This window comes from Methylomonas sp. 2BW1-5-20, from assembly GCF_052474515.1.
Genome location: NZ_CP184127.1, coordinates 4,530,743 through 4,551,308 on the forward strand (window position 1 = coordinate 4,530,743; position 20,566 = coordinate 4,551,308).

Consider the following 20,566-nt stretch of genomic DNA (forward strand, 5'->3'; position numbering starts at 1 on the left):
TTAAGCAGGGTTCAGCCGATGGCCGACGCTACGTTCCAATTCCGCGCGAGCCCGGCGCAGATCGGCGGCGGCTTGAGCCGATTTTAGCCGCGCATCCAACTGGCGGCGTTGGCTTTCGAGTACGTATAGATAGGTGACATTGCCCGCCGCGTAAGCGTTTTCGGCGTCGCGTACGCTGGCCGCCAACGGCGGCAGAATGGTTTGTTGCCATCGATTAAGGCTATCGCGGGCCTGTTGCAGTCTGACGGAGGCTTCGCGGATATCCAATGCGATTCGCTGGCGGATGGCAAGGTATTGTCTGGCCGCCTTGTCGAAACGCGCTTGTGCTTGGGCTATGCCGCCTTGATTTTGATTGACGATGGGCAGTACCACATCCAGCCCCGGCCCAGCCAGTAAAGGGCCATTGATTTGTTTGGCATTCAGACTGGCAGTGAAATTGAACACCTCGGCTCGTGCCAGGCCGATGCGCTGTCCGGCCGCTTCGACATTGATTTCGGCGGCGCGCAGGTCGGGGCGTGAGGCGAGGGCTTCGGGTAACAGTATTGTACTATCAAACGCTTCGTCGGCCGGTAACGGGCTGTTGGCTACGGTCTCAGGCCATTGTTCCAGGCTAAGTCCCGCCAGATGACGCAAGCGTTCGCCGGCAATTTCGACATCGCGTTGCAAGCGGCCGCGTTGCTCCTCGGCTTGTAGCGCATCGACCCGGGCATTGGCGACTTCCTGCTCGCTCGCATCGCCGGCGTTTAATCGGGCTTGGGTCAGTTCGGCGATGCTTCGGGTGAGTTTGGAGGACTCGTCAGCCAGTTGCAGACGATCCGAGGCCAGCGTCAACTCCGCGTTTGCCACCCGCACGTCGCGGATCAAGTCCAGACCGTTTTGTACCAGCCGCTGCGCGGTTTGTTCGATATCCAATTTAGCCAGGTCGATACGTTGCGGGCGCAGCCAGAATATTTCCAGGGGATAGCGTACCGTTAGCTCCAAGGGCTTTGCGCCTAAGGGTACCAACATCGAAAAGCTGGGGTTGGGCAGCATGCCGGCTTGTACCAGGTCGGCGCGGGACAAACCCAGATCGGCCAGAGTACCGCGGAAAGCTGCGTTGTTCCATAGCGCCAGACTGACCAGCTCGTCTTCGGACAAACCGTCCGCCAGGGCGACATTGGGCGGCCACGCCGCTTCATTGGTTTGGGCTTCGGTAATGCGTTGTCCCGTGCGCTGTTCCAGATCGTCGGCTACCCGCTCCAAGCCGTTGCTTTGCGGTGTGCAAGCCGTTAGTAGTAAGGTCGCGAGCCAGATTGTCTGTCCATATGTCGATAAATGCTTCATGCGGGGATTTCCGGAAAATGAATTGTTATCTTCAAACCCAGGCCGTTGTCGCCGGCCGCCAGCGTGATGCCGGCCCGATGCCGGTCGGCAATACGCTTTACGATCGCCAGCCCCAGTCCACTGCCTGCTGCCGGACTATCCAGTCCCCGGTAGAAACGGTCGAACACGCGGTCGCGTTCAGCGGCAGGGATGCCGGGACCGGTGTCGACTACTTCCAAGCGGACTGCGCCGGATGCCGCAATTACACTGACATCCACTCGGGCAGCGAACGGGGAATGATTGATGGCGTTATCGATCAAATTGCGCAACAGAATGCGTAGCGACTCTGCGGACCCGTTTACCAAGATCGGTTCCGCCCGGGTGATGCCGAGGTCTACGTTTCGACTGGCGGCTATCGGTGCTAAATCGGCCACCACGGAGCGCGCCAACGCGTCGAGATATACGGGGCCGTGCGGATCGCCGCCCGCTTCCGGATCGAGGCGGGCCAATGTCAGTAGCTGTTGAACCAAATGACTGGCGCGGTCGATTCCTTGCCTAAGCGAGTGTAAGGCCGCCGAACGCTGCGCCGGTTTGCCGGCGCGTTCCGCTAGTTGCGCCTGCAGGGATAAAGCTGTAAGCGGACTGCGCAATTCGTGAGCAGCGTCGGCGGTAAACTGGCGCTGCGTTACCAGAGCCTGATCCAGTCGCTCTAGCAGACTATTCAAGGCGCAGACTAATATTCTGACTTCCTCCGGCAAATCCTGCGGAGGGATAGGCTCCAGCGAATTTGGATTGCGTCGCTCCACCGCCGTGGCGACCTCTTGCAGCGGCCTCAGACCCTGGCCGATGCCCCACCTGACCACTAACGCCAATCCAGGCAACAAAATTAATAGCGGCGCGAGTAAATGCCAGGTGATTTCATTCGCGGTTTCGCGGCGTTCGCGTAAGGCTTGCGCGATTTGAATCGAGCCGGTGTCGGTTTTCAAATTGAAGACCCGCCAATTCTCTCCGCGCCAAACGAGCGTATCGTATCCCGACTTATTGCCTTGCGGTAGCGGTGAAAATGAATGAGAGCGATACAGTATCCGCCCGTCCAAGTCTCGTATTTGGCTGATCAGATCGATGTTCTCCCGGTGTGGCGCTCGCCGGTTTTGAGCGGGTTCTACCTTGGGCGAGTAGCTGGAATTGGACAAGGAATAAGCCGCTTCCCGCAGAATCTGGTCGAACAGTTCGTCGATTTCGTCATGAACGTTAAGCCAGGTCGGCACGGCAAACACCGCGCAGGTTGCCAGTAAGGCCGGTATTAACCAAACTGTCAGGCGATGGCGAATAGATGATTTCATGGTTTTGCCACCCGAAATCCGACGCCGCGGACATTGGCGACGATATCCGCGCCTAATTTACGGCGTAAATTGTGCAGGTGTACGTCAACCGCGTTGCTGGCGATCTCCTGTCCCCAGCCATAAAGGCGTTCTTCCAGTTGGGTGCGGGACAGTACTGCTCCGGGTTTTTCCAGCAAGGCGTGCAGCAGCGCAAATTCGCGTGCCGACAATTCCACGGCTTTGCCGTGCAGCCAGACTTCGTGGCGGAGCGGATTCATGCGCAATTCGCCGTATTCGATATCCAAAGATCCGCGTCCGGCGCTACGGCGGATTAGGGCATGAATGCGAGCCACTAGTTCTTCCAGTTCGAAAGGCTTTACCAAGTAATCGTCGGCGCCGCTATTCAAGCCGGCGACCCGGTCGCTCACCGCATCGCGGGCGGTCAGGATTAATACCGGAATGGCATTGCCGCATTTGCGCAGGTCGATCAGCAAATCCAGACCGGACAGGCGCGGCAAGCCCAAGTCCAGCAACAGTACGGCATATTCCGCCGACGGTGCGGCAAGCGCGATTTGCGCCTGCACCCCATCGCGCAGCCAATCGACGCTGAAACGCTCTTGGGCCAAACCTTGGCAAAGCGCCTGGCCTATCATGGCATCGTCCTCGACTAGTAATACACGCATTGTGATCTCTTAACAGGAAGTGGTTTCAGTATGCTACGGCAAGATTTAAGCCAGTATTAAGGCTTAGCGGCCGGCGAATCAGTTAAAACCCGCGGCACAACTCCGCAGCTGCATTGTTTTCCACCGGCGACGAAGTAATGATTCGGGCGATAATGCCGCAAGGGAATTGCCCTATAATCTTGGCGACATTATCTTAAAACCTTTGGTTTGCGGCGCCGGTTTTGCAGCACTGTAGGCTTTTTTCAATCGCGACGATTTAGCTAAAACTGGCTCGAGTCGTTTACGGCATTTGCGGATTACGGAGAATTTTATGCAAGACAGTATCGAAATTAGCGAATCGGTCCGGCATTATTACGGCCAAGTACTGCAATCCAGTAGCGATCTGAAAACCAGCGCTTGTTGCAGCATCGACGCCATGCCCGGATATTTGAAAGCGTTATTGGCCGGTTTGCATCCGGAGGTGCTGGAGCGCTTTTACGGATGCGGTTCGCCGCTGCCGCCGGCCTTACAGGGTAAAACCGTGCTGGATCTGGGCTGCGGCAGCGGCCGCGACTGCTATTTGCTGTCCAAGCTGGTGGGGTCCACCGGGCGGGTGATTGGCGTCGATATGACGCTGGAACAGTTGGAAGTGGCGGTGCGGCACCGGGATTGGCACGCCGAACGTTTTGGTTATGCCAATGTGGAGTTTCTGCATGGCCACATCGAAAATCTGGCACCTATAGGAATAGCGGACAACAGCATCGATGTGGTGGTGTCCAACTGTGTGATTAATTTGTCGCCGGAAAAAGCCAGGGTGCTGGCGGAAATTTTTCGGGTGTTAAAGCCGGGCGGTGAATTGTATTTTTCCGACGTATTTGCCGATCGCCGTATTCCTGTCGAATTGCGTCAGGATCCGGTACTGTTGGGCGAATGCCTGGGCGGCGCTTTATATTGGGAAGACTTTAGACGGATTTTGCACAATCTGGGTTGCCCTGATGTGCGGGTTGTCAAACAAAACCCCATTAGCTTGGACGATCCAGAGGTGGCCGCCAAGATCGGCATGGTTAACTTCAAGTCGGTGACGGTGCGAGCCTTCAAACTGGAACTGGAAGACCGCTGTGAAGATTACGGGCAAGTGGCTTGTTATCTGGGAACCATAGCCGAGCATCCGCATGCTTTTGAGTTGGACGACCATCACTATTTCGAAACCGGCCGGCCGTTGCGGGTGTGCGGCAACACCGCCGACATGCTGGCCGCGACCCGCTATGCCGAGTATTTTCAGGTGTTGGGCGATCAGTCCCGGCATTTTGGTTTATTCGACTGCGGGCCGGTTGCGCAAGGGCAAACGGCGAAGGCCGATGGGGCTTGTTGTTAAGCGTATTGGCGTAAATCCGCCGCGCTTTAGTTTCCGATAGTCAATTTATCCGCAGCCAAGGAGAATCGCACAATGAACGAACTGATGTTTTATACCAATCCACAATCGCGCGGGCGTATAGCCCACTGGATGTTGGAAGAAACCGGCGTACCGTATGAAACGGTATGGCTGGAATTCGGACCGGCGATGAAAAGCGCCGAATATCTTGCCTTGAACCCGATGGGCAAAGTGCCGGCTTTGAAGCACGGCGCGGCCTTGATCACGGAAACCGCCGCCATCTGCGCTTATTTGGCCGATCGTTTTCCGGAGAAAAACCTGATACCGCCGGTCAACCATCCGGCGCGGGCGGATTACTATCGCTGGCTGTTTTTCGCGGCGGGACCGTTGGAATTGGCGGTGACTGCGAAGGCCCTGGGCTGGCAGGTGCCGGAAGGCAAGAGCGGATTTGTCGGCTTCGGCAGTTACGACGCGACTATCGATACCCTGGAAAAGGCGCTGGCTACAGGGCCTTATATTTGCGGCGATCAATTTACCGCGGCGGATGTGTACGTTGGTTCGCAATTAGGTTGGGGCATGATGTTCGGCACTATCGAAAAACGTCCGCTGTTTTCAGACTATGTCGCGCGAGTATATGCTCGTCCGGCGGCGCTAAATGCCGTTCGCCTTAACGAAGATTACTTGCAAAGTCGCCAATCCTGATCAGGCGGCCGGGTATCGAAGGATGGGCATTGATAGTGGTATAGTGCGGCGCCAAACCGCCATTCCTTAAATCGTGCTTCGCTTCGTAAAGACAAACCGCAACCAGCCATGACAACCCTTCGCGACGATGCCCCGATAGGCGTATTTGACTCAGGTGTCGGCGGCCTATCCGTGCTACGAGCAATTCGCGACGAGTTGCCAGCGGAAAACCTGCTTTACGTAGCCGACTCCGGCTACGCGCCATACGGCGATCGCGATGCGGATTTTATCGCGGATAGGGCAAGCACTATCACCGGATTGCTGTTGGATGCGGGCGTAAAAGCGCTAGTAGTGGCTTGCAACACGGCGACCGTGGTCGCCATCGCCAAACTCCGCGCCTGGTGCCCGGTGCCCGTGGTGGCCATGGAGCCGGCCATTAAGCCGGCGGCGCAAACGACTAAGTCGGGCGTGGTTGGTGTGCTGGCTACCAGTCAAACGCTGGCCAGCCCTAACGTAGCCAGGCTCTGCGCCACTTATGGCCAAGACATTAGAATTCTATTGCAGCCTTGTCCGGGGCTGGTAGAACAAGTCGAGAAAGCGGAACTGCGCAGCGAGGCGACGCGTGAGCTTCTGGAGCGTTATCTTGCGCCGCTACTGGCGGCTGGCGCGGATACGATTGTGCTTGGCTGCACCCACTATCCCTTTCTTGCCCCGCTCATCCGCGACATCGTGGGTGCGGAAGTCGCGATAATCGACCCGGCTACCGCGGTTGCAAAGGAAGTCGCCCGGCGCTTGGGCGATAACCGAGCCTCAATATGCGCAGAGCGTCCGGTAGAGGTTCGTTTTGTTTCAAGCGCAGGAGGCAGCGGTGCTAGTGCAATCATATCCGCGCTATGGGGCAGCAGAGTGGAGGTTTTGGAGATTGAGCCGCAGCGTTCTTGTCAACCGACAGGTTTCGGAGCCTCCGGCTAGCGAGTGCGTTTTGGGTTGTAAGGCCATTTGCAGAACCCTCAGGCATAAACCTTCGCCATACGAGTAAAGTCGGGGAACGATACCTAATCTAAATTGCCTGAGATTTTGCCGGCTATCGCGATTACCGGATTTGATTGACCATGGGAGGCTGCATGCGTAGCGCGCAAGAATTCGATCTATGCGTCATTGGCGGCGGCGCGGCCGGCTTGGTGGTGGCTGCCGGTGCGGCAAGCTTGGGCGCGAAAGTGGTGTTGGTGGAAAAACGCGCCTTGGGCGGCGACTGTTTGCATTACGGTTGCGTGCCGAGCAAAGCGCTGATTCACAGTGCCAAGGTTGCACAAATCATCAGCGATGCCGAGCGCTTTGGCGTTGCTGCGCAAACGCCGGCCATCGATTTGCCCAAAGTAATGCGGCGGGTGCAAAGCGTGATTGCCCAGATCGAACCCAACGACAGCCCGGAACGTTTTGCCGGCTTGGGCGTTGAAGTCATTTTCGGCGCCGGTGAATTTACCACTCCAAACCTTTTTACCGTCAACGGCCGACAAGTCCGCGCCAAAAACTTTGTCATTGCCACCGGCACCCGCCCGGCGATTCCGCCATTACCCGGCCTGGAAAACATCGCGTATCTAAGCAACGAAACCCTGTTTGCGGTGAAGGAGCCGATACCGCAATTACTGGTATTAGGTGGCGGACCTATCGGCTGTGAAATGGCACAAAGCCTGGCCCGGCTGGGTAGCCGGGTGACGCTGTTCGATCTGGCGCCCCGCCTGTTACCGCGCGAGGACGAAGATATGAGCGCGGTGCTGTATCAGCAAATCAAGCAGGAAGGCGTTGATTTGCATCTGGGCATTAAAGTGCTGAAATTCGAGCATGCCAATGGCGAAGTGCGCGTGTTGCTGGAACATCCGCAACAAGGCCAGTATTGGCTTAGAGGCAGCCATCTGTTGATCGCGGCCGGGCGCAAGCCCAATCTGGAAAATCTGGGGCTACGCTTGGCCGGCGTCGAACTGGACAATGGCCGCTTGATATTGGATGCCCGGCTGCGCACCAGCAATAAAAACATTTATGCTTGCGGGGATGTTGCCGGCCCGTATTTGTTTACCCACATGGCCGAGCATCAGGCGGACGTGGTGTTAAGGAACGCGCTGTTTCATTGGCCGAGCAAAGCCCAAACCCGCAACATCCCTTGGTGTACCTATACCGATCCGGAGCTGGCGCGGGTGGGTTTGTCGGAAACCGAAGCCGTGGCGCAAGGCTTACCGCACCGTGTCTATCGTTTCCCGTTTGCCGACATCGACCGGGCGGTGACGGCTGGCGAAACCGTCGGTATGGCCAAGATCATCACCACGCCGCGCGGTAAACTGTTGGGTGCCTGTATCGTCGGGCCACAAGCCGGAGAATTGATCGCCGAATACGTGTTGGCAATCAGCAAGGGCATGTCTGCCGCCGATTTGAGCAACACCATTCATATTTACCCGACGCTGGCGCAAATCAATCGCCGAGTCGCCGACCAGCGCCTGAAGGAAGCGTTGACACCCCAGCGTAAGCGCTGGCTTAAATGGTTATTCGGTTTAAGAGGCTAAGTAAACGCCGATCAAGGCGAACTGGTCGTTTGCATTAAGGAGAAAGAGTCATGCAAAAGCACTATTTGATTTGGCTGCTGCCGATTGCGATAGCCGCGTTCTTTCTGTTCGACGGCCCGCAATTGTTTAGCCTTGAGAACATTAGCGAGCATCGGCAAATGCTCACGGCTTTCACCGAGCGGCATTATCTGGCGATGCTGCTGGCTGGCGGCGTAGTCTATACCCTGTCAACGGCTTTAAGTCTCCCCGGCGGTACGGTGTTGTCCTTGTTGCTGGGCTTTTTATTCGGGCGTTGGGTCGGCACGGTCTTGATTCTGCTGGCCGCGACGCTAGGCGCCACCGCCGTGTTCTGGCTGGCTCGCTATTTATTGGCGGATTGGGCCAGGCAGCGTCTGCAAGGTCATGCGTTGTCGCAAAAGCTGTTGGCGGGCTTTCAGGAAGATGCTTTCAATTACCTGCTGTTCCTGCGCCTGGTGCCGCTGTTCCCGTTCTGGCTGGTGAATCTGGCGCCGGCCTTTACCCAGGTATCGTTGCGCACCTATGTAATTACAACCTTTGTCGGTATCCTGCCGGGCAGCTTTATTTTTGCCAATCTGGGGCAGTCGCTAGGCAATATCAACCGGCTGGATGATGTGTTTTCCTGGCAAACGTTGCTGGCCCTGAGCCTGCTGGGCGGCTTGGCATTGATCCCGGTATTGTCCAAACACTTGCAACCGAATCGATTTGGCGGGTAAGACGGAATGTTGAATCGTCAACTGACCAGATCACTACTTCTATTGGCATTGTCGAGCTTGCTTGCATTGGCGGCGGAACCGCGTGTGCCGCTCGGTGAATTCAGCCAAAACCGCCTGGACGGCTGGGAACAAAAAAGCTTTAAAGGCCACACCCAATATAATCTGCAAAGCGTTGACGGCGGCGCCGCATTGCAAGCCGACAGCCGCGCCGCCGGTTCCGGCTTGTTCAAGGAGCAACGTATCGATTTGCAGCAAACCCCGTTTCTGAACTGGTCGTGGCGAGTCGGCCAACGCCTGAGTGGGCTAAACGAACAAAGCAAGGCCGGCGACGATTATGCGGCCCGCGTCTACGTGGTGGTAAAAGGCGGGCTGGCATTTTGGAATACCAAGGCCATTAATTATGTCTGGGCCGGTAACACCGCCAAAGACACCGTCTGGCCGAATGCGTTTGCCGGCGATCACGCGATGATGTTGGCGTTGCGTGGCACGGAAGCTAAGCTAAATGTCTGGCTCAAGGAAAAACGCAACGTCAGAGCCGACCTGCAAAAACTGTTCGGCGAAGACATCCGCTACATTGATGCATTGGCGCTGATGACCGACACCGACAACAGCGGTGGCCAGGCTTTGGCGTATTACGGTGATATTTGGTTTTCCAAGGATTAATGCATGTACAACACCCGACCTTTACTGGTCAACAGCGACTTCCCGGCTATTTCCCGCAAATCGTTGGAAATTCTGCAAATCAATCTCGGCTATCTGTGCAATCTCAGTTGCGTGCATTGCCATGTCAACGCCGGGCCGAAACGTACCGAGTTGATGAGCGAGGATACCTTGGCACAGGTGTTGGCGTTTGCCGAAGCAGCCAAGATTCACACCCTGGATTTAACCGGCGGCGCGCCGGAGATGCATCCGCAATTTCAATCTCTGGTGCGCGCGGCGCGAGACAGGGGTATTAAGGTTATCGACCGTTGCAATCTGACGATTCTGGAAGAGCCGGCTTATGCAGGATTTGCCGAGTTTTTGGCCGAGCAGCAGGTCGAGATCGTTGCTTCCTTGCCGTGCTATTTGCAGGAAAATGTCGATAAACAACGTGGTAAGGGCGTGTTTCAGGATAGTCTGGCAGTCTTGCAACGCTTGAATGGCTTGGGTTACGGCCAGCCGGATAGTTCGTTGCAGTTAAATCTGGTGTTTAACCCGCAAGAGGCGGTATTGCCGCCGGATCAGCACAACTTGGAGCTGGCATACAAACAGCATCTGCATCAGCATTACGGCATTGTGTTTAATCGCCTGTTCGCGATTGCCAATATGCCGATTCAGCGCTTCGGTAGCATGTTGGTCAGTCAGGGGCGGTTTGAGGAATATCTGAGTCTGCTCCGCGATAGTTTCCGTGCCGAGAATCTAGCCGGCCTGATGTGCCTGAATACCATTAGCATCGACTGGCAGGGTTATGTGTACGACTGCGATTTTAATCAGATGCTGGCGATGCCTTTGGTGGCCGATAAGCCCCGGCCGCATATTCGCGAATTGAACGCAGCGGCATTGCACGGTGCGGATATAGCCACGGCCGCGCATTGTTACGGCTGTACCGCTGGCCAAGGCAGCAGTTGCGGCGGCGCTTTGGGTGCCCAAGGTTAATGATCCCGCAAATCAGCATTATCATGCCGGTCTTCAACGAGGCGGCGCAGCTTGAGGGCAAATTGCAAGCTTTGCAGCCACTGAGAACGCGCTGCGAATTGCTGTTGGTTGATGGTGGCAGTAAAGATGTCAGTTCGGCTATTGCCGAGTCATTGGTCGATCAGGTTTTGCAAAGTCCGTGCGGCCGGGCCAGACAAATGAATCTGGGGGCGCAATATGCGCAAGCGGATGTACTGTTGTTTCTGCATGCCGACACTCAATTGCCGGATCAGGCTATCGATTTGATTATGTCGGCGGTGAAGCACGGCGCGGTTTGGGGGCGTTTTGATGTGCAATTCGACAGCCGGCAAGCCGTTTTTAAATTGATTGCCTTGATGATGAATGCGCGCTCCCGGCTGACCGGTATTGCCACCGGCGATCAAGCCCTCTTCATTACCCGGCAGGCTTTTCAGGCCGTGGGCGGTTTTCCGGAGATTGCGTTGATGGAAGATATTGCCATCAGCAAATTGCTGAAAAAACTCGCTGAACCTTGCTGTTTGAAGGCCAATGTCGTTACGTCCGCGCGGCGCTGGCAGCAACACGGTATCCTGGCTACCATCTTATTGATGTGGCGCTTGCGGCTGCGGTATTTTTTCGGGGCTAATCCGGATGATTTGGCGGCGCGGTATTATCGGAGGCAGTGATGGAAGCAATGGTGCGCTTGGGCGTGTTTTTGGGGATATTCTTGTTAATGGCGGCTTGGGAATTGTTGCGACCGAAGCGGCAATTGAGCTTGGAACGGCGCCGGCGCTGGCCGGTTAACTTGGGGTTGGCGATCTTGAATGTCGGCGTGATGCGGCTAAGCATCGGCGCTGCGGCCTGGCTGGCGACGATTTGGGCTACCGAGCAACAAATTGGCTTGTTCAATCTGGTATCAATGCCGAGTTGGCTGTCGATAACGCTGAGTCTATTGCTGCTGGATCTGGCGATTTATGCCCAACACATCGCCGCCCATCGCTGGCGCTGGTTTTGGCGCTTGCATCAGGTACATCATACTGATATGGATTTCGATACCACGACTGCTGTGCGCTTTCATCCCATGGAAATCATGCTGTCGATGCTTTACAAGGTGGTGCTGGTGGTGTTGCTGGGTGCTGATCCAGTCGCGGTGATTGCATTTGAAGTGATCTTAAACGGTTGTGCCTTATTCAATCACGGCAATGTCGGCCTGCCGCCAGTCATCGAGCGCTGCTTGCGCTATTTGATGGTGACACCGGATATGCATCGCATTCATCATTCCGCGTTTCAGCCGGAGACCGATAGCAATTATGGCTTCTCGTTGTCGTGCTGGGATAGGTTGTTCAAAACCTATTGCGAGCAGGCGAGAAAAACGCAAACCGAAATGACGATAGGTTTGGACGAGTATCGCGATAGTGCGGAACTGGGTTTTGTCGGCCTATTGGCCTTGCCGTTTCGGCGTCTACGCGGGAGATGAGTTATCTGTTTCCCGATTGCGTATTGTTGATTTTCTGCAAAGCGCCGGTGGCGGGCCAAGTCAAAACCCGGCTGCAACCGGCCTTGAGCGCCGCGCAAGCGGTTGCGGCGCATATCGAACTGACACGTTTTACGCTGGATCGTGCTTTTCACCAGTCTCTGTGCGACGTGCGTTTGTGTTGCGCGCCCGATCCTGAGCATGCGTTTTTTCAACAGTGTGCGGCAAATTACCCGTTGACCTTGCATCGCCAAAACGGCGCCGGCTTGGGCGAAAGGATGCAGGCTGCTTTTGCCGACGCCTTGCAGATTTACCGGCGTGTGGTGTTGATCGGCTGCGATTGTCCCAGTTTGAGCATCGAAAATCTGCGGCAGGCATTTGCGGCATTGATGGATGGCGCCGATCTGGTGCTGGGGCCGGCGGAAGATGGTGGCTATGTGTTGATCGGCATGAACCAACCGCAGCCCGAGTTGTTTGCGAATATGCCCTGGGGCAGCAACGCGGTCATGGCCGAAACCCAGCGGCGCGTTACCTATAGCGGTCTGAAATTGCACGAGCTAGCCGAGCAGTGGGATGTCGATAGCGTCGAAGATTGGCGCCGATTTCAAGCCCTCTATTCTGCTTAAGAATTAATCGGCAGCGTTTTTATGGCGCTAGAGAACATCGGCAACAGGCTAAATGAGTTTGTTTCCTTTTAGCGATCAATCAATGTGTTTTTTGAATCATTGTCAATGAATGTAATCGGGCATATAGTCTAAGTCCGTGTATTACTTCGGGAAACGAACATGAATCAATTACACAAAGATATTGTCACCGGCTTGGTATTCGTGACCGGTGTTATCGAATTCATCTCGGGCGATTTTATTATTTCATCCGCATTATTTGCGGCGACCACCTTTGCCAGCAATATGAGTTCGAGCCGGAAAAACCGTAAGAATTGATTTGCGTGTGGTTTGGCCCGCCCGGCAGTTGTTTCGATAAGCGGCCTGCACTCTGTGTATAGGCTGGGAAAAAAGGGATTATCCGCTTCGCTGGCGTAAGCAATGATTTACAATGTTGCGATGTATACAATCAATTACTGTTGTAAATGGCCGACGCGAAAACTTACCTGAACGTACCCTACGCCGAAAAAGACGCGGCCAAAGCGCTTGGCGCCAGATGGGATGCAGCCGTTAAGAAATGGTATGTCCCGGCCAATAAGGACCTGGCGCTGTTTGCCAAATGGCAAGCCGAGTCAGTTGTTGTTGCGTCTCCTGTTGGCGCGCCCAATATAGTCAAGCTGCCTGTTGTCACCGATAACGCTGTCGGCGGCACAACCCGCGCTAGCGACAAAAACTTTGTGGCCTATGACGGCGACGAACCGCCATGGGATTGAACGTCCTGTTTGACTATAGCTAATGCGCCCTTTGAAATACCTGGCCGGTTACGCGCCTACCGTCACCGAGCAGGTAAATCGGCTGATCGCAAGCGATAAGTTGCCGGCTCTCTTGCAAAAAAAATACCCCCGCCCGCATGACATAAAGACGGATAAAGCGCTTTATGCCTACACGATGGACCTTAAAAATCAGTGTCTACGGCAATCCGGTCCGCTTAGCAAAGTTGTTTACGACGACAAAATCGATTTGTCGCATCAGGCCTTGGGCTTGCATTCCGTGGTTTCGCGAGTGCAAGGCGGTAATTTAAAGTCAAAAAACGAAATTCGCATCGGTTCGGTCTTTAAAATTGCGCCGCCGGAATTTTTAAAAATGATAGTCGTGCACGAGTTGGCGCATCTACGAGAGAAGCAGCATAACAAGGCTTTTTACAAATTATGCGAGCACATGGAGCCGGAGTATCACCAATTGGAGTTCGATATGCGGCTTTATCTGACGTGTCTGGATTTGGGTGGGAAACTTTATTGAATTGCCGCTAGGCTGTGGCGGAGGCTGGGCAGCAAGCCTTTCCAAGAAATTACCCGCGCCCGGATCTAATTGATTTCGATTTTTCTTGATTTTGCCTAGCTATAGTTCGACTATTGCGTCAGAATTTACTTACTTTTTTACAGACATTTATATTGGAGAAACATCATGCGTGTAGCTGAGTTAATGACCACCAAGGTATTTACCGTCGAACCGCACGATTTGATCGATCGCGTGTTCTTCTTGATACATTACGAGAAAATCCGCCATTTGCCTGTGGTCGAGAAAGGCAAATTGGTCGGCATCGTTTCCGATCGCGATTTGTACAAAGCCCTTGGGCCAAAAAGTAATTCCAATGCGGTGGAGCCTGCCAAAGACAATACGCAATTGCACGTGGTATCGCAAAAAGTGGTGCATATCATGCATCGCGGCGTTTACACCGTTACCCCGGAAACGCCGGCGTCGGAAGCGGCGGCAATGATGGCGGAACACCGGGTCGGCGCGTTGCCGGTGGTGGAAAAGGATAAATTGGTCGGCATATTGTCCGCTACCGATATTTTAAGAGTGTTTGCCAAACTGGAACGCGCGCACGAAAAGCTGGAACAGCAGATCAAAGAAGGTGCCGCACACAGCTAAATCCGGGCGGATTTATTATGCATGCCGTCTGAGTAAAGGGGGCTGTTTCGCGTCCTGCTAAGGCTTTAGCTAGCGATTGCAGCTCTTTTGTCCACTAAATAGATCCAATCGTTCTCTTCTTTGACTTTCAACGCGGTCAGTTTTTTGCCCAAGCAAATTTCGCTTAAAGACTCTCCGCTAATCGGGTCGTAGCAGATGCTGTGCATGGAACACTGCAAATAGCGTCCGGATGCGTCGAAAATGTTGCTGTTCTCACAATCCAATGCCTTGGGCATGTGAACACATTGGTTCAGATAGCCGTAGACTTCGCCCTGGAAGCGCACCAGAACCGCGTTACGCGGTAAGCCTCGATAGAGCAGGCTAAACGAAAATTTGCCGAGCTCGGGAACTTGTTGGGCGGGGCAGATGGTAAATTGGTGTTTCACCGACATGATTTTTATCCTCCGTTATGTTCGGAAGCAAACCTCGGGCCATAAAACAGTCGGTTTTGTTGGTCGATCGTCGGTGAGTAAGCAAGTCGCCGCTGATGTTTAGCGAGCGTATCCGAGCTAGCGGATATTAAGAAGCTGTGGCCGGTTTCTTGGTTTTGTTTAATTGGGCCAGGAAATAGGTGTCGTAGTGCCAGCCGATACGGGGTGGCGGCGGAGTGCGTAAAATCATTAAAGCCTCGATTTTTGCTGGGGGTGGTGCTGAATTAATTAAGACGTTTCTTCGGGCTGCCGGAAGGCAAGTGCAAGAGGAGACGGTAGGAGTACGAGGGGCAAGGTTGCAGTTTTGCTGTCATTGTCGGTCGTTTGTGATCTCACTGCGGTTCGATCACGGCTCCGAATCTATCAGGAATGCGCGGATAAAGATAGTAATAACTTACTTTAGCGTATTTCAACCGAGATGGGTGCCGAGCCAAACCACGTTTTTCGTGCGAGAAAATAGTCGCAAAATTAGCTGTCGCGCAAGCCGGCTTCGGCTTCCTGCGCCTCGTTTTCGCTGCGAATCAGCCAGTCCAGAATTAAGGCATAACTGGTGGCCAGCAAGGTCGGGCCGATAAATACGCCGATAAACCCAAACGCCAGCAAGCCGCCGAAGATGCCGAATACGATCAACACAAACGGCAACTCCACTTCTCGGCTGATCAGAATCGGCCGTAGCCAATTGTTTATCGTGCCGACGAACAGTAAAAACCACAGTGCGATGAAAATTGCCCAACCGGTTTCGCCTTCGGCCAGTAGCCATAGTGCAATCGGCAGCCAGACTACCGTGCCGGCCGCCGGAATGATCATCAAAAAGAAGGCGATTACACCCAACACAAAGGCGTAAGGCACGCCGGCGATGACAAAGCCCAGAATGGAGGCCAAAGCCTGTACCAGGGCGGTGCCGAGTATGCCGTATACCACCGCGCGCAGACTGGAGCGTACGATGTGCAGGATACGTTGGGTGCGCTCGCCTGCCAGGCGTTCGACGCCAATCACGACATGTTGGGCCACGTGTTCGCCGTCGCGATAGAAAAAAAACAGCACCAAAATTGCCAGCCCCATATGCATTAACTCGCCGGCTAAACTAATCCCCTGTTGCAGCACCCAGCTACTGGCACCCAAGGCGTACTGCCGGGCCAGATTGACCAGGCGGCTGGAGTCTTCGCCGAAGCTTTGCCAAGCGGTGACGGCGTTGTCGCCGACCAGCGGCAGGGCTTGCAGCCAGGTTGGCGGTTCCGGCCAAACATGCCGGCTCTGATTTAGCCATTGCAGTAGACGATTGATGTCGTCGGTAAAGGTAAGGGCGGCCGCGACGAAGGGTGTCAGCAGCAATATGCCGATAGGTAACACCATCGCGGTGGCGGCCCAGTTGGCGGTTAGCTTCCAATCGCGTAAGCGTGCATATAGCGGCCAGGTGACAAAGCACAGAATGGCCGCCCATAACAAGTCGAAGATAAACGGCCTTAACACCTGATAACAGGCAAACAGCAGCAGACACAAGGCCGCCAGACTGGCGATTTTTTCGTAACGGGAAATCTGGATAGGCATGATCGGGTAGACGGCAGCTAACTGAATTTGAATGGATAGTCGGGAGTGTACGGCATTATCGATTAAGCCGGTATGACAACAGGCTATTTAAACAACGCTTGCTTGTCCGACTGCGCTTTACATAGAATGCGGTAGTCTTTAGTTGGAGAGTCCTATCGTGAGCGAAGCCCGAGAGTTTATTCCGATCAATATCGCCGTGTTGACAGTCTCGGATACTCGTACCGAATTGGATGATGTCTCCGGGCAAACCTTGGTTAGCGGTTTGACCGATGCCGGCCATATCTTGATCGATAAAAAAATCGTTCCCGACGATATTTACCAAATCCGCGCCGCCGTCAGTCATTGGATCGCCGATCCGGCGGTTAATGCTGTGATCACCACCGGCGGTACCGGTGTGACCGGTCGCGACGGTACGCCGGAAGCGATTCAACCGCTGTTGGATAAAGTGTTGGACGGCTTCGGCGAAGTGTTTCGGATGCTTTCCTACCAAGACATCAAAAGCTCGACCATGCAGTCTCGGGCTATCGCCGGCGTCGCCAACGCCACTTATATATTCTGCGTGCCCGGTTCATCCGGGGCCTGCCGTACCGCCTGGGAGTCCTTGATCAAGGAGCAACTGGATTACCGCACCCGGCCCTGTAATCTGGTGCAACTGATGCCGCGCCTGTTGGAGAAATGATGCGTCCGCCTTTTTTGTTTCTGGCCGCAGTCGGCGGTTTTGTCGGTGTGGCGATGGGTGCATTTGGCGCGCATGGCTTAAAGCACTTGCTGTCCGAGCATCTGCTGGATGTTTACAAAACTGCGGTAAGTTACCAGATGTGGCACGTATTGGTCTTGGCCCTAATCGCGGTGTTACCGGAGCATAAGTTGCTGTGCTGGGCCGGCTGGTTGTTGGTGGCCGGCATCGTGCTGTTTTCCGGCAGTCTATACTTACTGGCGATATTCAATATCGGTTGGCTGGGGATGATTACGCCGTTCGGCGGCCTGGCCTTTTTAGCTGCATGGGGACTATTGGCCTATGTTGCTTGGCAGAGAAATCAGGAGTGATAGATGGACACCAAACCACCCGTTCGACCAACCGCGCCGCCATCCGCAACCAGCCGCCCAGGCGGCAGTCGCAATCCGCGCGACGAAAACCATGAAGTAAAAGTGCCGCCGGTTCCCGAGGACGGCATGCTGAAGTTTTTACATGCGGTGATTCATTTTGCAGTCAGAATATTGGCCGTGTTGATGGTATTGGTCATATTGTGGGGCGTGGTCGACGTGGGCTATGTGATGTATCAGCGTCTGATCGCGGAACCGTTTATGATGTTGACGGTCTCCGACATACTGGTGATTTTCGGCTCGTTCATGGCGGTGTTGATTGCGATAGAAATTTTTATCAACATCACGCTGTACATCAAACACGACACGCTACCGATTAAAATGGTCATTGCCACTGCCTTGATGGCTGTGGCCCGAAAAGTGATCATGTTGGATTTCAAGGATCTGGATCCGGCTTATGTGATGGCCATCGCCGCGGTCATTGTGGCGCTGGGCTTAACTTACTGGCTGATTTCCTATAAGCCGCAACAACCCGTTAAACAAGAAGAGCGATAAATAATGCGCGATGCAAGCCCGCAAACCGTTTACCTGAAAGATTACACCCCGCCCGAATATCTGATCGACCGGATTGAACTGGATTTCGATCTGGACGAGCAACGCACCCAAGTCCGTTCCAGATTGAGTTTAAGACGCAATCCGCAGAGTCCGGCCGACAGTGTCGCATTGACGCTGTTGGGTGAGGAATTGCAGTTGGTCAGCATCGCGATAGATGGTCGGAAGTTGAAACAAACCCAGTATTTGCTGGGCGAGGAAGCGTTAATCGTGCATGAGGTGCCGCAGGATAGACCGTTTCAGATCGTCATCGAAAATATCGTCAATCCGCAAGCCAATACCGCGCTGGAAGGTTTGTACTTGTCCAGCAGCATGTTGTGTACCCAATGCGAGGCGCAGGGTTTCCGGAAAATCACCTGGTTTCTGGACAGGCCAGATGTGATGAGCCGTTTCAAAACCACGTTGACCGGCGACAAGAGCAAATATCCGGTCTTGCTGTCCAACGGCAACAAGGTCGGTCAGGGTGAGCTGGAAAACAATCGGCATTGGGTGAGTTGGGAAGATCCGTTCGCCAAGCCGTGTTATTTATTTGCGCTGGTAGCCGGGCAACTGGAATGCGTCGCCGACGAGTTTGTCACGATGAGCGGTCGCCGGATCGCGTTGGAAATATTCGTCGAGAAGCACAACGTCGACAAATGCGACCACGCCATGCAATCCCTGAAAAACGCGATGCGCTGGGACGAGGAAACCTACGGCCTGGAATACGACCTGGATTTGTACATGATCGTCGCGGTCGACCATTTCAATATGGGGGCGATGGAAAACAAAGGCCTGAATGTATTCAACACCAAGTTCGTGCTGGCCCGCCCGGATACCGCCACCGACAGCGATTACGAACATATCGAAGGCGTGATCGGGCACGAATATTTTCACAACTGGTCCGGTAACCGCGTCACTTGCCGGGACTGGTTTCAGTTGAGTTTGAAGGAAGGCTTTACCGTATTCCGCGATCAGCAATTCAGCGGCGACCGCACTTCGCCGGCGGTTAAGCGCATCGAGGATGTCAACGCCCTGCGCACCCGGCAGTTTGCGGAGGATGCCGGCCCGTTGGCGCATCCGATTCGGCCGGAAGCCTATATCGAAATCAACAATTTCTACACGCTGACTGTTTACGAAAAAGGCGCGGAAGTAGTGCGCATGTTGCACACCTTATTGGGTGCTGCCGGTTTTAGGAAAGGCTGCGATTTATATTTCCAACGCCACGACGGCCAAGCGGTAACTTGCGAAGATTTCGTCAAGGCATTGGAAGACGCCAACGGTGTCGAGCTGGAGCAATTCCGCCGCTGGTATTCGCAAGCCGGTACGCCGGTGCTGACGGTTAGTCAGCATTACGACGCTGCAGGGCAACAACTGCATTTGACCATCGGTCAAAGCTGCCCGCCGACGCCGAATCAACCGCAAAAAGCGCCGCTACACATTCCGGTGAAACTGGGCTTGTTGGCGCCGGACGGGGCGGTGGCGCCGATTCACTTTAAAGGTTCCAGCCAATCTGAAATTACATTGGATGTCACCGAAGCAGAACAAACTTTCAGCTTTGATAATCTGCCGCAACCGCCGGTAGTTTCTCTGCTGCGAGGATTCTCCGCACCGGTTACCCTGAAAATGCAGCGTAGCCTGGAAGAGCTGGCTTTTCTGCTGCGGCACGACAGCGACACTTTCAACCGCTGGGAAGCCGGTCAGCAATTGGCGGTGCAGGTGATTTTTACTTTGATCGACGCTATCGAGCTGGGTCGGTCTTTGCAGTTGGAGCCGGTTATTGTTGACGCCTACCGTAGTGTGTTGACCGACAGTAGCGGGGACTTGTCTTATCAGGCGCTATTGCTGGTGCTGCCCGAAGAAAGTTATTTGTCCGGGCAGATGGCTGTCATCGATGTCGAAGCCGTCCATCAAGCGCGCGAATTTGTGAAAAAAACCTTGGCCGAGCAATTGCAGGGCGAGTTTAGACAGCTGTATGTGCAACATCACCGCGACGAATCCGGCAGTTTTGATGCCGGTGCTGTGGGGCGTCGGCGGTTGAAAAACGCCTGCCTGAGCTATCTGAGTAAACTGGAAAACCAGGACGTTTACCATATCGCCGAGCAGCAATTTTACAGTGCTCGGAATATGACCGATCAACTGGCGGCCTTGTCGGCCATCGTTAACAGTAACCATCCGGCCAAGGCCAGAAGTCTGGACAGCTTTTATGTGCAGTGGCGGCAGGAAGCGCTGGTTATCGACAAATGGTTTACCTTGCAAGCTACCAGCAGCATGCCCAATACCTTTGCCACCGTGCAGGCCCTTATGCAGCATCCGGCTTTCGATATGAAAACGCCTAACCGGGTGCGTTCATTGATCGGCGCTTTCAGCCAAGCCAATCCGCTGCATTTTCATGCCAAAAACGGCGAGGGCTACCGCTTTCTGGCCGATCAAGTATTGGCGTTGAATACTCTTAATCCGCAAATTGCCTCGCGGATGGTGACCGGTCTGGCGCAATGGCGACGTTATGACGCGGAGCGCCAGGGCTTGATGAAACAGCAATTACAGCGTATTGTCGCTACCGAGCATCTGTCCAAGGATGTGTTTGAGATTGCCAGCAAGAGTTTGGCGTAGTCGTCAGAATCACGTAAACTAGCTTCGAAATAAGC

The 20,566-nt window shown here is 54.5% G+C and carries 23 protein-coding genes; 18 read left to right on the forward strand and 5 right to left on the reverse strand.

Going from position 1 to position 20,566, the window contains the following annotated elements:
- Genes ACH50O_RS20845 through ACH50O_RS20855 form a run of 3 tightly spaced genes read right to left on the reverse strand, consistent with a single transcriptional unit; the run spans position 1 to position 3,307 of the window.
- Positions 1-1,323, reverse strand: a complete 1,323-nt coding sequence (locus ACH50O_RS20845; protein WP_446809670.1) for a TolC family protein — start codon at positions 1,321-1,323, stop codon at positions 1-3.
- Positions 1,320-2,645 carry an ATP-binding protein gene (locus tag ACH50O_RS20850; RefSeq protein ID WP_446809671.1) on the reverse strand — a complete coding sequence of 442 codons (1,326 nt, stop codon included), beginning with the start codon at positions 2,643-2,645 and terminating at the stop codon, positions 1,320-1,322. Before ACH50O_RS20850 ends, ACH50O_RS20845 begins: the two co-directional genes overlap by 4 nt.
- Complete coding sequence (locus ACH50O_RS20855) at positions 2,642-3,307, reverse strand: response regulator (RefSeq protein WP_446809672.1); 666 nt, start codon at positions 3,305-3,307, stop codon at positions 2,642-2,644. Before ACH50O_RS20855 ends, ACH50O_RS20850 begins: the two co-directional genes overlap by 4 nt.
- Positions 3,308-3,617: 310 nt before the next feature.
- Here ACH50O_RS20855 and ACH50O_RS20860 point away from each other — a divergent pair, with 310 nt between their 5' ends.
- The 14 genes from ACH50O_RS20860 to ACH50O_RS20925 all read left to right on the forward strand — a co-directional run bounded on the left by ACH50O_RS20860 (position 3,618) and on the right by ACH50O_RS20925 (position 14,268).
- Positions 3,618-4,661, forward strand: coding sequence for a methyltransferase domain-containing protein (locus ACH50O_RS20860; RefSeq protein ID WP_446809673.1), 1,044 nt, complete (start codon positions 3,618-3,620; stop codon positions 4,659-4,661).
- Between the two features lie 72 nt (positions 4,662-4,733).
- On the forward strand, positions 4,734-5,360 hold the full coding sequence (locus ACH50O_RS20865) for a glutathione S-transferase family protein (protein ID WP_446809674.1): 627 nt from the start codon (positions 4,734-4,736) through the stop codon (positions 5,358-5,360).
- Positions 5,361-5,468: 108 nt separating this feature from the next.
- Positions 5,469-6,311, forward strand: a complete 843-nt coding sequence (gene murI / locus ACH50O_RS20870) for a glutamate racemase (RefSeq protein WP_446809675.1) — start codon at positions 5,469-5,471, stop codon at positions 6,309-6,311.
- Between the two features lie 152 nt (positions 6,312-6,463).
- Positions 6,464-7,894, forward strand: coding sequence for a dihydrolipoyl dehydrogenase family protein (locus ACH50O_RS20875; protein WP_446809676.1), 1,431 nt, complete (start codon positions 6,464-6,466; stop codon positions 7,892-7,894).
- A 50-nt stretch (positions 7,895-7,944) separates the two neighbouring features.
- Positions 7,945-8,628, forward strand: coding sequence for a TVP38/TMEM64 family protein (locus tag ACH50O_RS20880; RefSeq protein WP_446809677.1), 684 nt, complete (start codon positions 7,945-7,947; stop codon positions 8,626-8,628).
- A gap of 6 nt (positions 8,629-8,634) precedes the next feature.
- Positions 8,635-9,291, forward strand: a complete 657-nt coding sequence (locus tag ACH50O_RS20885; protein ID WP_446809678.1) for a DUF3047 domain-containing protein — start codon at positions 8,635-8,637, stop codon at positions 9,289-9,291.
- A gap of 3 nt (positions 9,292-9,294) precedes the next feature.
- A complete protein-coding gene (gene arsS / locus ACH50O_RS20890; protein WP_446809679.1) occupies positions 9,295-10,263 on the forward strand; it encodes an arsenosugar biosynthesis radical SAM (seleno)protein ArsS in 969 nt (322 codons plus the stop codon).
- Positions 10,263-10,946: a TIGR04283 family arsenosugar biosynthesis glycosyltransferase gene (locus ACH50O_RS20895; protein WP_446809680.1), complete on the forward strand. Its 684-nt coding sequence runs from the start codon at positions 10,263-10,265 to the stop codon at positions 10,944-10,946. The genes arsS and ACH50O_RS20895 overlap by 1 nt, the downstream gene beginning before the upstream one ends.
- Entirely contained in the window at positions 10,946-11,737 is a 792-nt protein-coding gene (locus tag ACH50O_RS20900; RefSeq protein WP_446809681.1) for a sterol desaturase family protein, read from the forward strand. Before ACH50O_RS20895 ends, ACH50O_RS20900 begins: the two co-directional genes overlap by 1 nt.
- Positions 11,734-12,360: a TIGR04282 family arsenosugar biosynthesis glycosyltransferase gene (locus ACH50O_RS20905; protein WP_446809682.1), complete on the forward strand. Its 627-nt coding sequence runs from the start codon at positions 11,734-11,736 to the stop codon at positions 12,358-12,360. Before ACH50O_RS20900 ends, ACH50O_RS20905 begins: the two co-directional genes overlap by 4 nt.
- 159 nt (positions 12,361-12,519) lie before the next feature.
- Positions 12,520-12,675 (forward strand): hypothetical protein, encoded by a 156-nt coding sequence (locus tag ACH50O_RS20910; RefSeq protein ID WP_446809683.1) that lies wholly within the window; start codon positions 12,520-12,522, stop codon positions 12,673-12,675.
- A gap of 146 nt (positions 12,676-12,821) precedes the next feature.
- A complete protein-coding gene (locus ACH50O_RS20915) occupies positions 12,822-13,109 on the forward strand; it encodes a DUF5710 domain-containing protein (RefSeq protein ID WP_446809684.1) in 288 nt (95 codons plus the stop codon).
- Positions 13,110-13,131: 22 nt separating this feature from the next.
- Complete coding sequence (locus ACH50O_RS20920; protein WP_446809685.1) at positions 13,132-13,635, forward strand: M48 metallopeptidase family protein; 504 nt, start codon at positions 13,132-13,134, stop codon at positions 13,633-13,635.
- Positions 13,636-13,800: 165 nt separating this feature from the next.
- Positions 13,801-14,268: a CBS domain-containing protein gene (locus ACH50O_RS20925; RefSeq protein ID WP_446809686.1), complete on the forward strand. Its 468-nt coding sequence runs from the start codon at positions 13,801-13,803 to the stop codon at positions 14,266-14,268.
- A gap of 65 nt (positions 14,269-14,333) precedes the next feature.
- On the opposite strand, the gene ACH50O_RS20930 is transcribed toward ACH50O_RS20925, so the two are convergent.
- Entirely contained in the window at positions 14,334-14,699 is a 366-nt protein-coding gene (locus ACH50O_RS20930) for a Rieske (2Fe-2S) protein (RefSeq protein WP_446809687.1), read from the reverse strand.
- A 507-nt stretch (positions 14,700-15,206) separates the two neighbouring features.
- On the reverse strand, positions 15,207-16,286 hold the full coding sequence (locus ACH50O_RS20935) for an AI-2E family transporter (RefSeq protein WP_446809688.1): 1,080 nt from the start codon (positions 16,284-16,286) through the stop codon (positions 15,207-15,209).
- A gap of 157 nt (positions 16,287-16,443) precedes the next feature.
- On the opposite strand from ACH50O_RS20935, the gene moaB reads away from it, so the two are divergent.
- From moaB to pepN, 4 genes are read left to right on the forward strand one after another with little or no spacing between them, the layout of a single operon-like run.
- Positions 16,444-16,965: a molybdenum cofactor biosynthesis protein B gene (gene moaB / locus ACH50O_RS20940; RefSeq protein ID WP_446809689.1), complete on the forward strand. Its 522-nt coding sequence runs from the start codon at positions 16,444-16,446 to the stop codon at positions 16,963-16,965.
- Positions 16,965-17,333 (forward strand): DUF423 domain-containing protein, encoded by a 369-nt coding sequence (locus ACH50O_RS20945; RefSeq protein ID WP_446809690.1) that lies wholly within the window; start codon positions 16,965-16,967, stop codon positions 17,331-17,333. The genes moaB and ACH50O_RS20945 overlap by 1 nt, the downstream gene beginning before the upstream one ends.
- A gap of 3 nt (positions 17,334-17,336) precedes the next feature.
- The gene (locus tag ACH50O_RS20950; protein ID WP_446809691.1) at positions 17,337-17,885 is read left to right on the forward strand and encodes a phosphate-starvation-inducible PsiE family protein; all 549 of its coding nucleotides are present in this window, start codon (positions 17,337-17,339) and stop codon (positions 17,883-17,885) included.
- Positions 17,886-17,888: 3 nt separating this feature from the next.
- A complete protein-coding gene (gene pepN / locus ACH50O_RS20955; protein ID WP_446809692.1) occupies positions 17,889-20,531 on the forward strand; it encodes an aminopeptidase N in 2,643 nt (880 codons plus the stop codon).
- The last annotated feature ends 35 nt before the right edge of the window (positions 20,532-20,566 follow it).

What these genes read in the sequence shown, in the direction of transcription:
- ACH50O_RS20845 (WP_446809670.1), bottom strand. Translation starts at nt 1,323, where the DNA reads ATGAAGCATTTATCGACATATGGACAGACAATCTGGCTCGCGACCTTA.
- ACH50O_RS20850 (WP_446809671.1), bottom strand. Translation starts at nt 2,645, where the DNA reads ATGAAATCATCTATTCGCCATCGCCTGACAGTTTGGTTAATACCGGCC.
- ACH50O_RS20855 (WP_446809672.1), bottom strand. Translation starts at nt 3,307, where the DNA reads ATGCGTGTATTACTAGTCGAGGACGATGCCATGATAGGCCAGGCGCTT.
- ACH50O_RS20860 (WP_446809673.1), top strand. Translation starts at nt 3,618, where the DNA reads ATGCAAGACAGTATCGAAATTAGCGAATCGGTCCGGCATTATTACGGC.
- ACH50O_RS20865 (WP_446809674.1), top strand. Translation starts at nt 4,734, where the DNA reads ATGAACGAACTGATGTTTTATACCAATCCACAATCGCGCGGGCGTATA.
- murI (WP_446809675.1), top strand. Translation starts at nt 5,469, where the DNA reads ATGACAACCCTTCGCGACGATGCCCCGATAGGCGTATTTGACTCAGGT.
- ACH50O_RS20875 (WP_446809676.1), top strand. Translation starts at nt 6,464, where the DNA reads ATGCGTAGCGCGCAAGAATTCGATCTATGCGTCATTGGCGGCGGCGCG.
- ACH50O_RS20880 (WP_446809677.1), top strand. Translation starts at nt 7,945, where the DNA reads ATGCAAAAGCACTATTTGATTTGGCTGCTGCCGATTGCGATAGCCGCG.
- ACH50O_RS20885 (WP_446809678.1), top strand. Translation starts at nt 8,635, where the DNA reads ATGTTGAATCGTCAACTGACCAGATCACTACTTCTATTGGCATTGTCG.
- arsS (WP_446809679.1), top strand. Translation starts at nt 9,295, where the DNA reads ATGTACAACACCCGACCTTTACTGGTCAACAGCGACTTCCCGGCTATT.
- ACH50O_RS20895 (WP_446809680.1), top strand. Translation starts at nt 10,263, where the DNA reads ATGATCCCGCAAATCAGCATTATCATGCCGGTCTTCAACGAGGCGGCG.
- ACH50O_RS20900 (WP_446809681.1), top strand. Translation starts at nt 10,946, where the DNA reads ATGGAAGCAATGGTGCGCTTGGGCGTGTTTTTGGGGATATTCTTGTTA.
- ACH50O_RS20905 (WP_446809682.1), top strand. Translation starts at nt 11,734, where the DNA reads ATGAGTTATCTGTTTCCCGATTGCGTATTGTTGATTTTCTGCAAAGCG.
- ACH50O_RS20910 (WP_446809683.1), top strand. Translation starts at nt 12,520, where the DNA reads ATGAATCAATTACACAAAGATATTGTCACCGGCTTGGTATTCGTGACC.
- ACH50O_RS20915 (WP_446809684.1), top strand. Translation starts at nt 12,822, where the DNA reads ATGGCCGACGCGAAAACTTACCTGAACGTACCCTACGCCGAAAAAGAC.
- ACH50O_RS20920 (WP_446809685.1), top strand. Translation starts at nt 13,132, where the DNA reads ATGCGCCCTTTGAAATACCTGGCCGGTTACGCGCCTACCGTCACCGAG.
- ACH50O_RS20925 (WP_446809686.1), top strand. Translation starts at nt 13,801, where the DNA reads ATGCGTGTAGCTGAGTTAATGACCACCAAGGTATTTACCGTCGAACCG.
- ACH50O_RS20930 (WP_446809687.1), bottom strand. Translation starts at nt 14,699, where the DNA reads ATGTCGGTGAAACACCAATTTACCATCTGCCCCGCCCAACAAGTTCCC.
- ACH50O_RS20935 (WP_446809688.1), bottom strand. Translation starts at nt 16,286, where the DNA reads ATGCCTATCCAGATTTCCCGTTACGAAAAAATCGCCAGTCTGGCGGCC.
- ACH50O_RS20945 (WP_446809690.1), top strand. Translation starts at nt 16,965, where the DNA reads ATGCGTCCGCCTTTTTTGTTTCTGGCCGCAGTCGGCGGTTTTGTCGGT.
- ACH50O_RS20950 (WP_446809691.1), top strand. Translation starts at nt 17,337, where the DNA reads ATGGACACCAAACCACCCGTTCGACCAACCGCGCCGCCATCCGCAACC.
- pepN (WP_446809692.1), top strand. Translation starts at nt 17,889, where the DNA reads ATGCGCGATGCAAGCCCGCAAACCGTTTACCTGAAAGATTACACCCCG.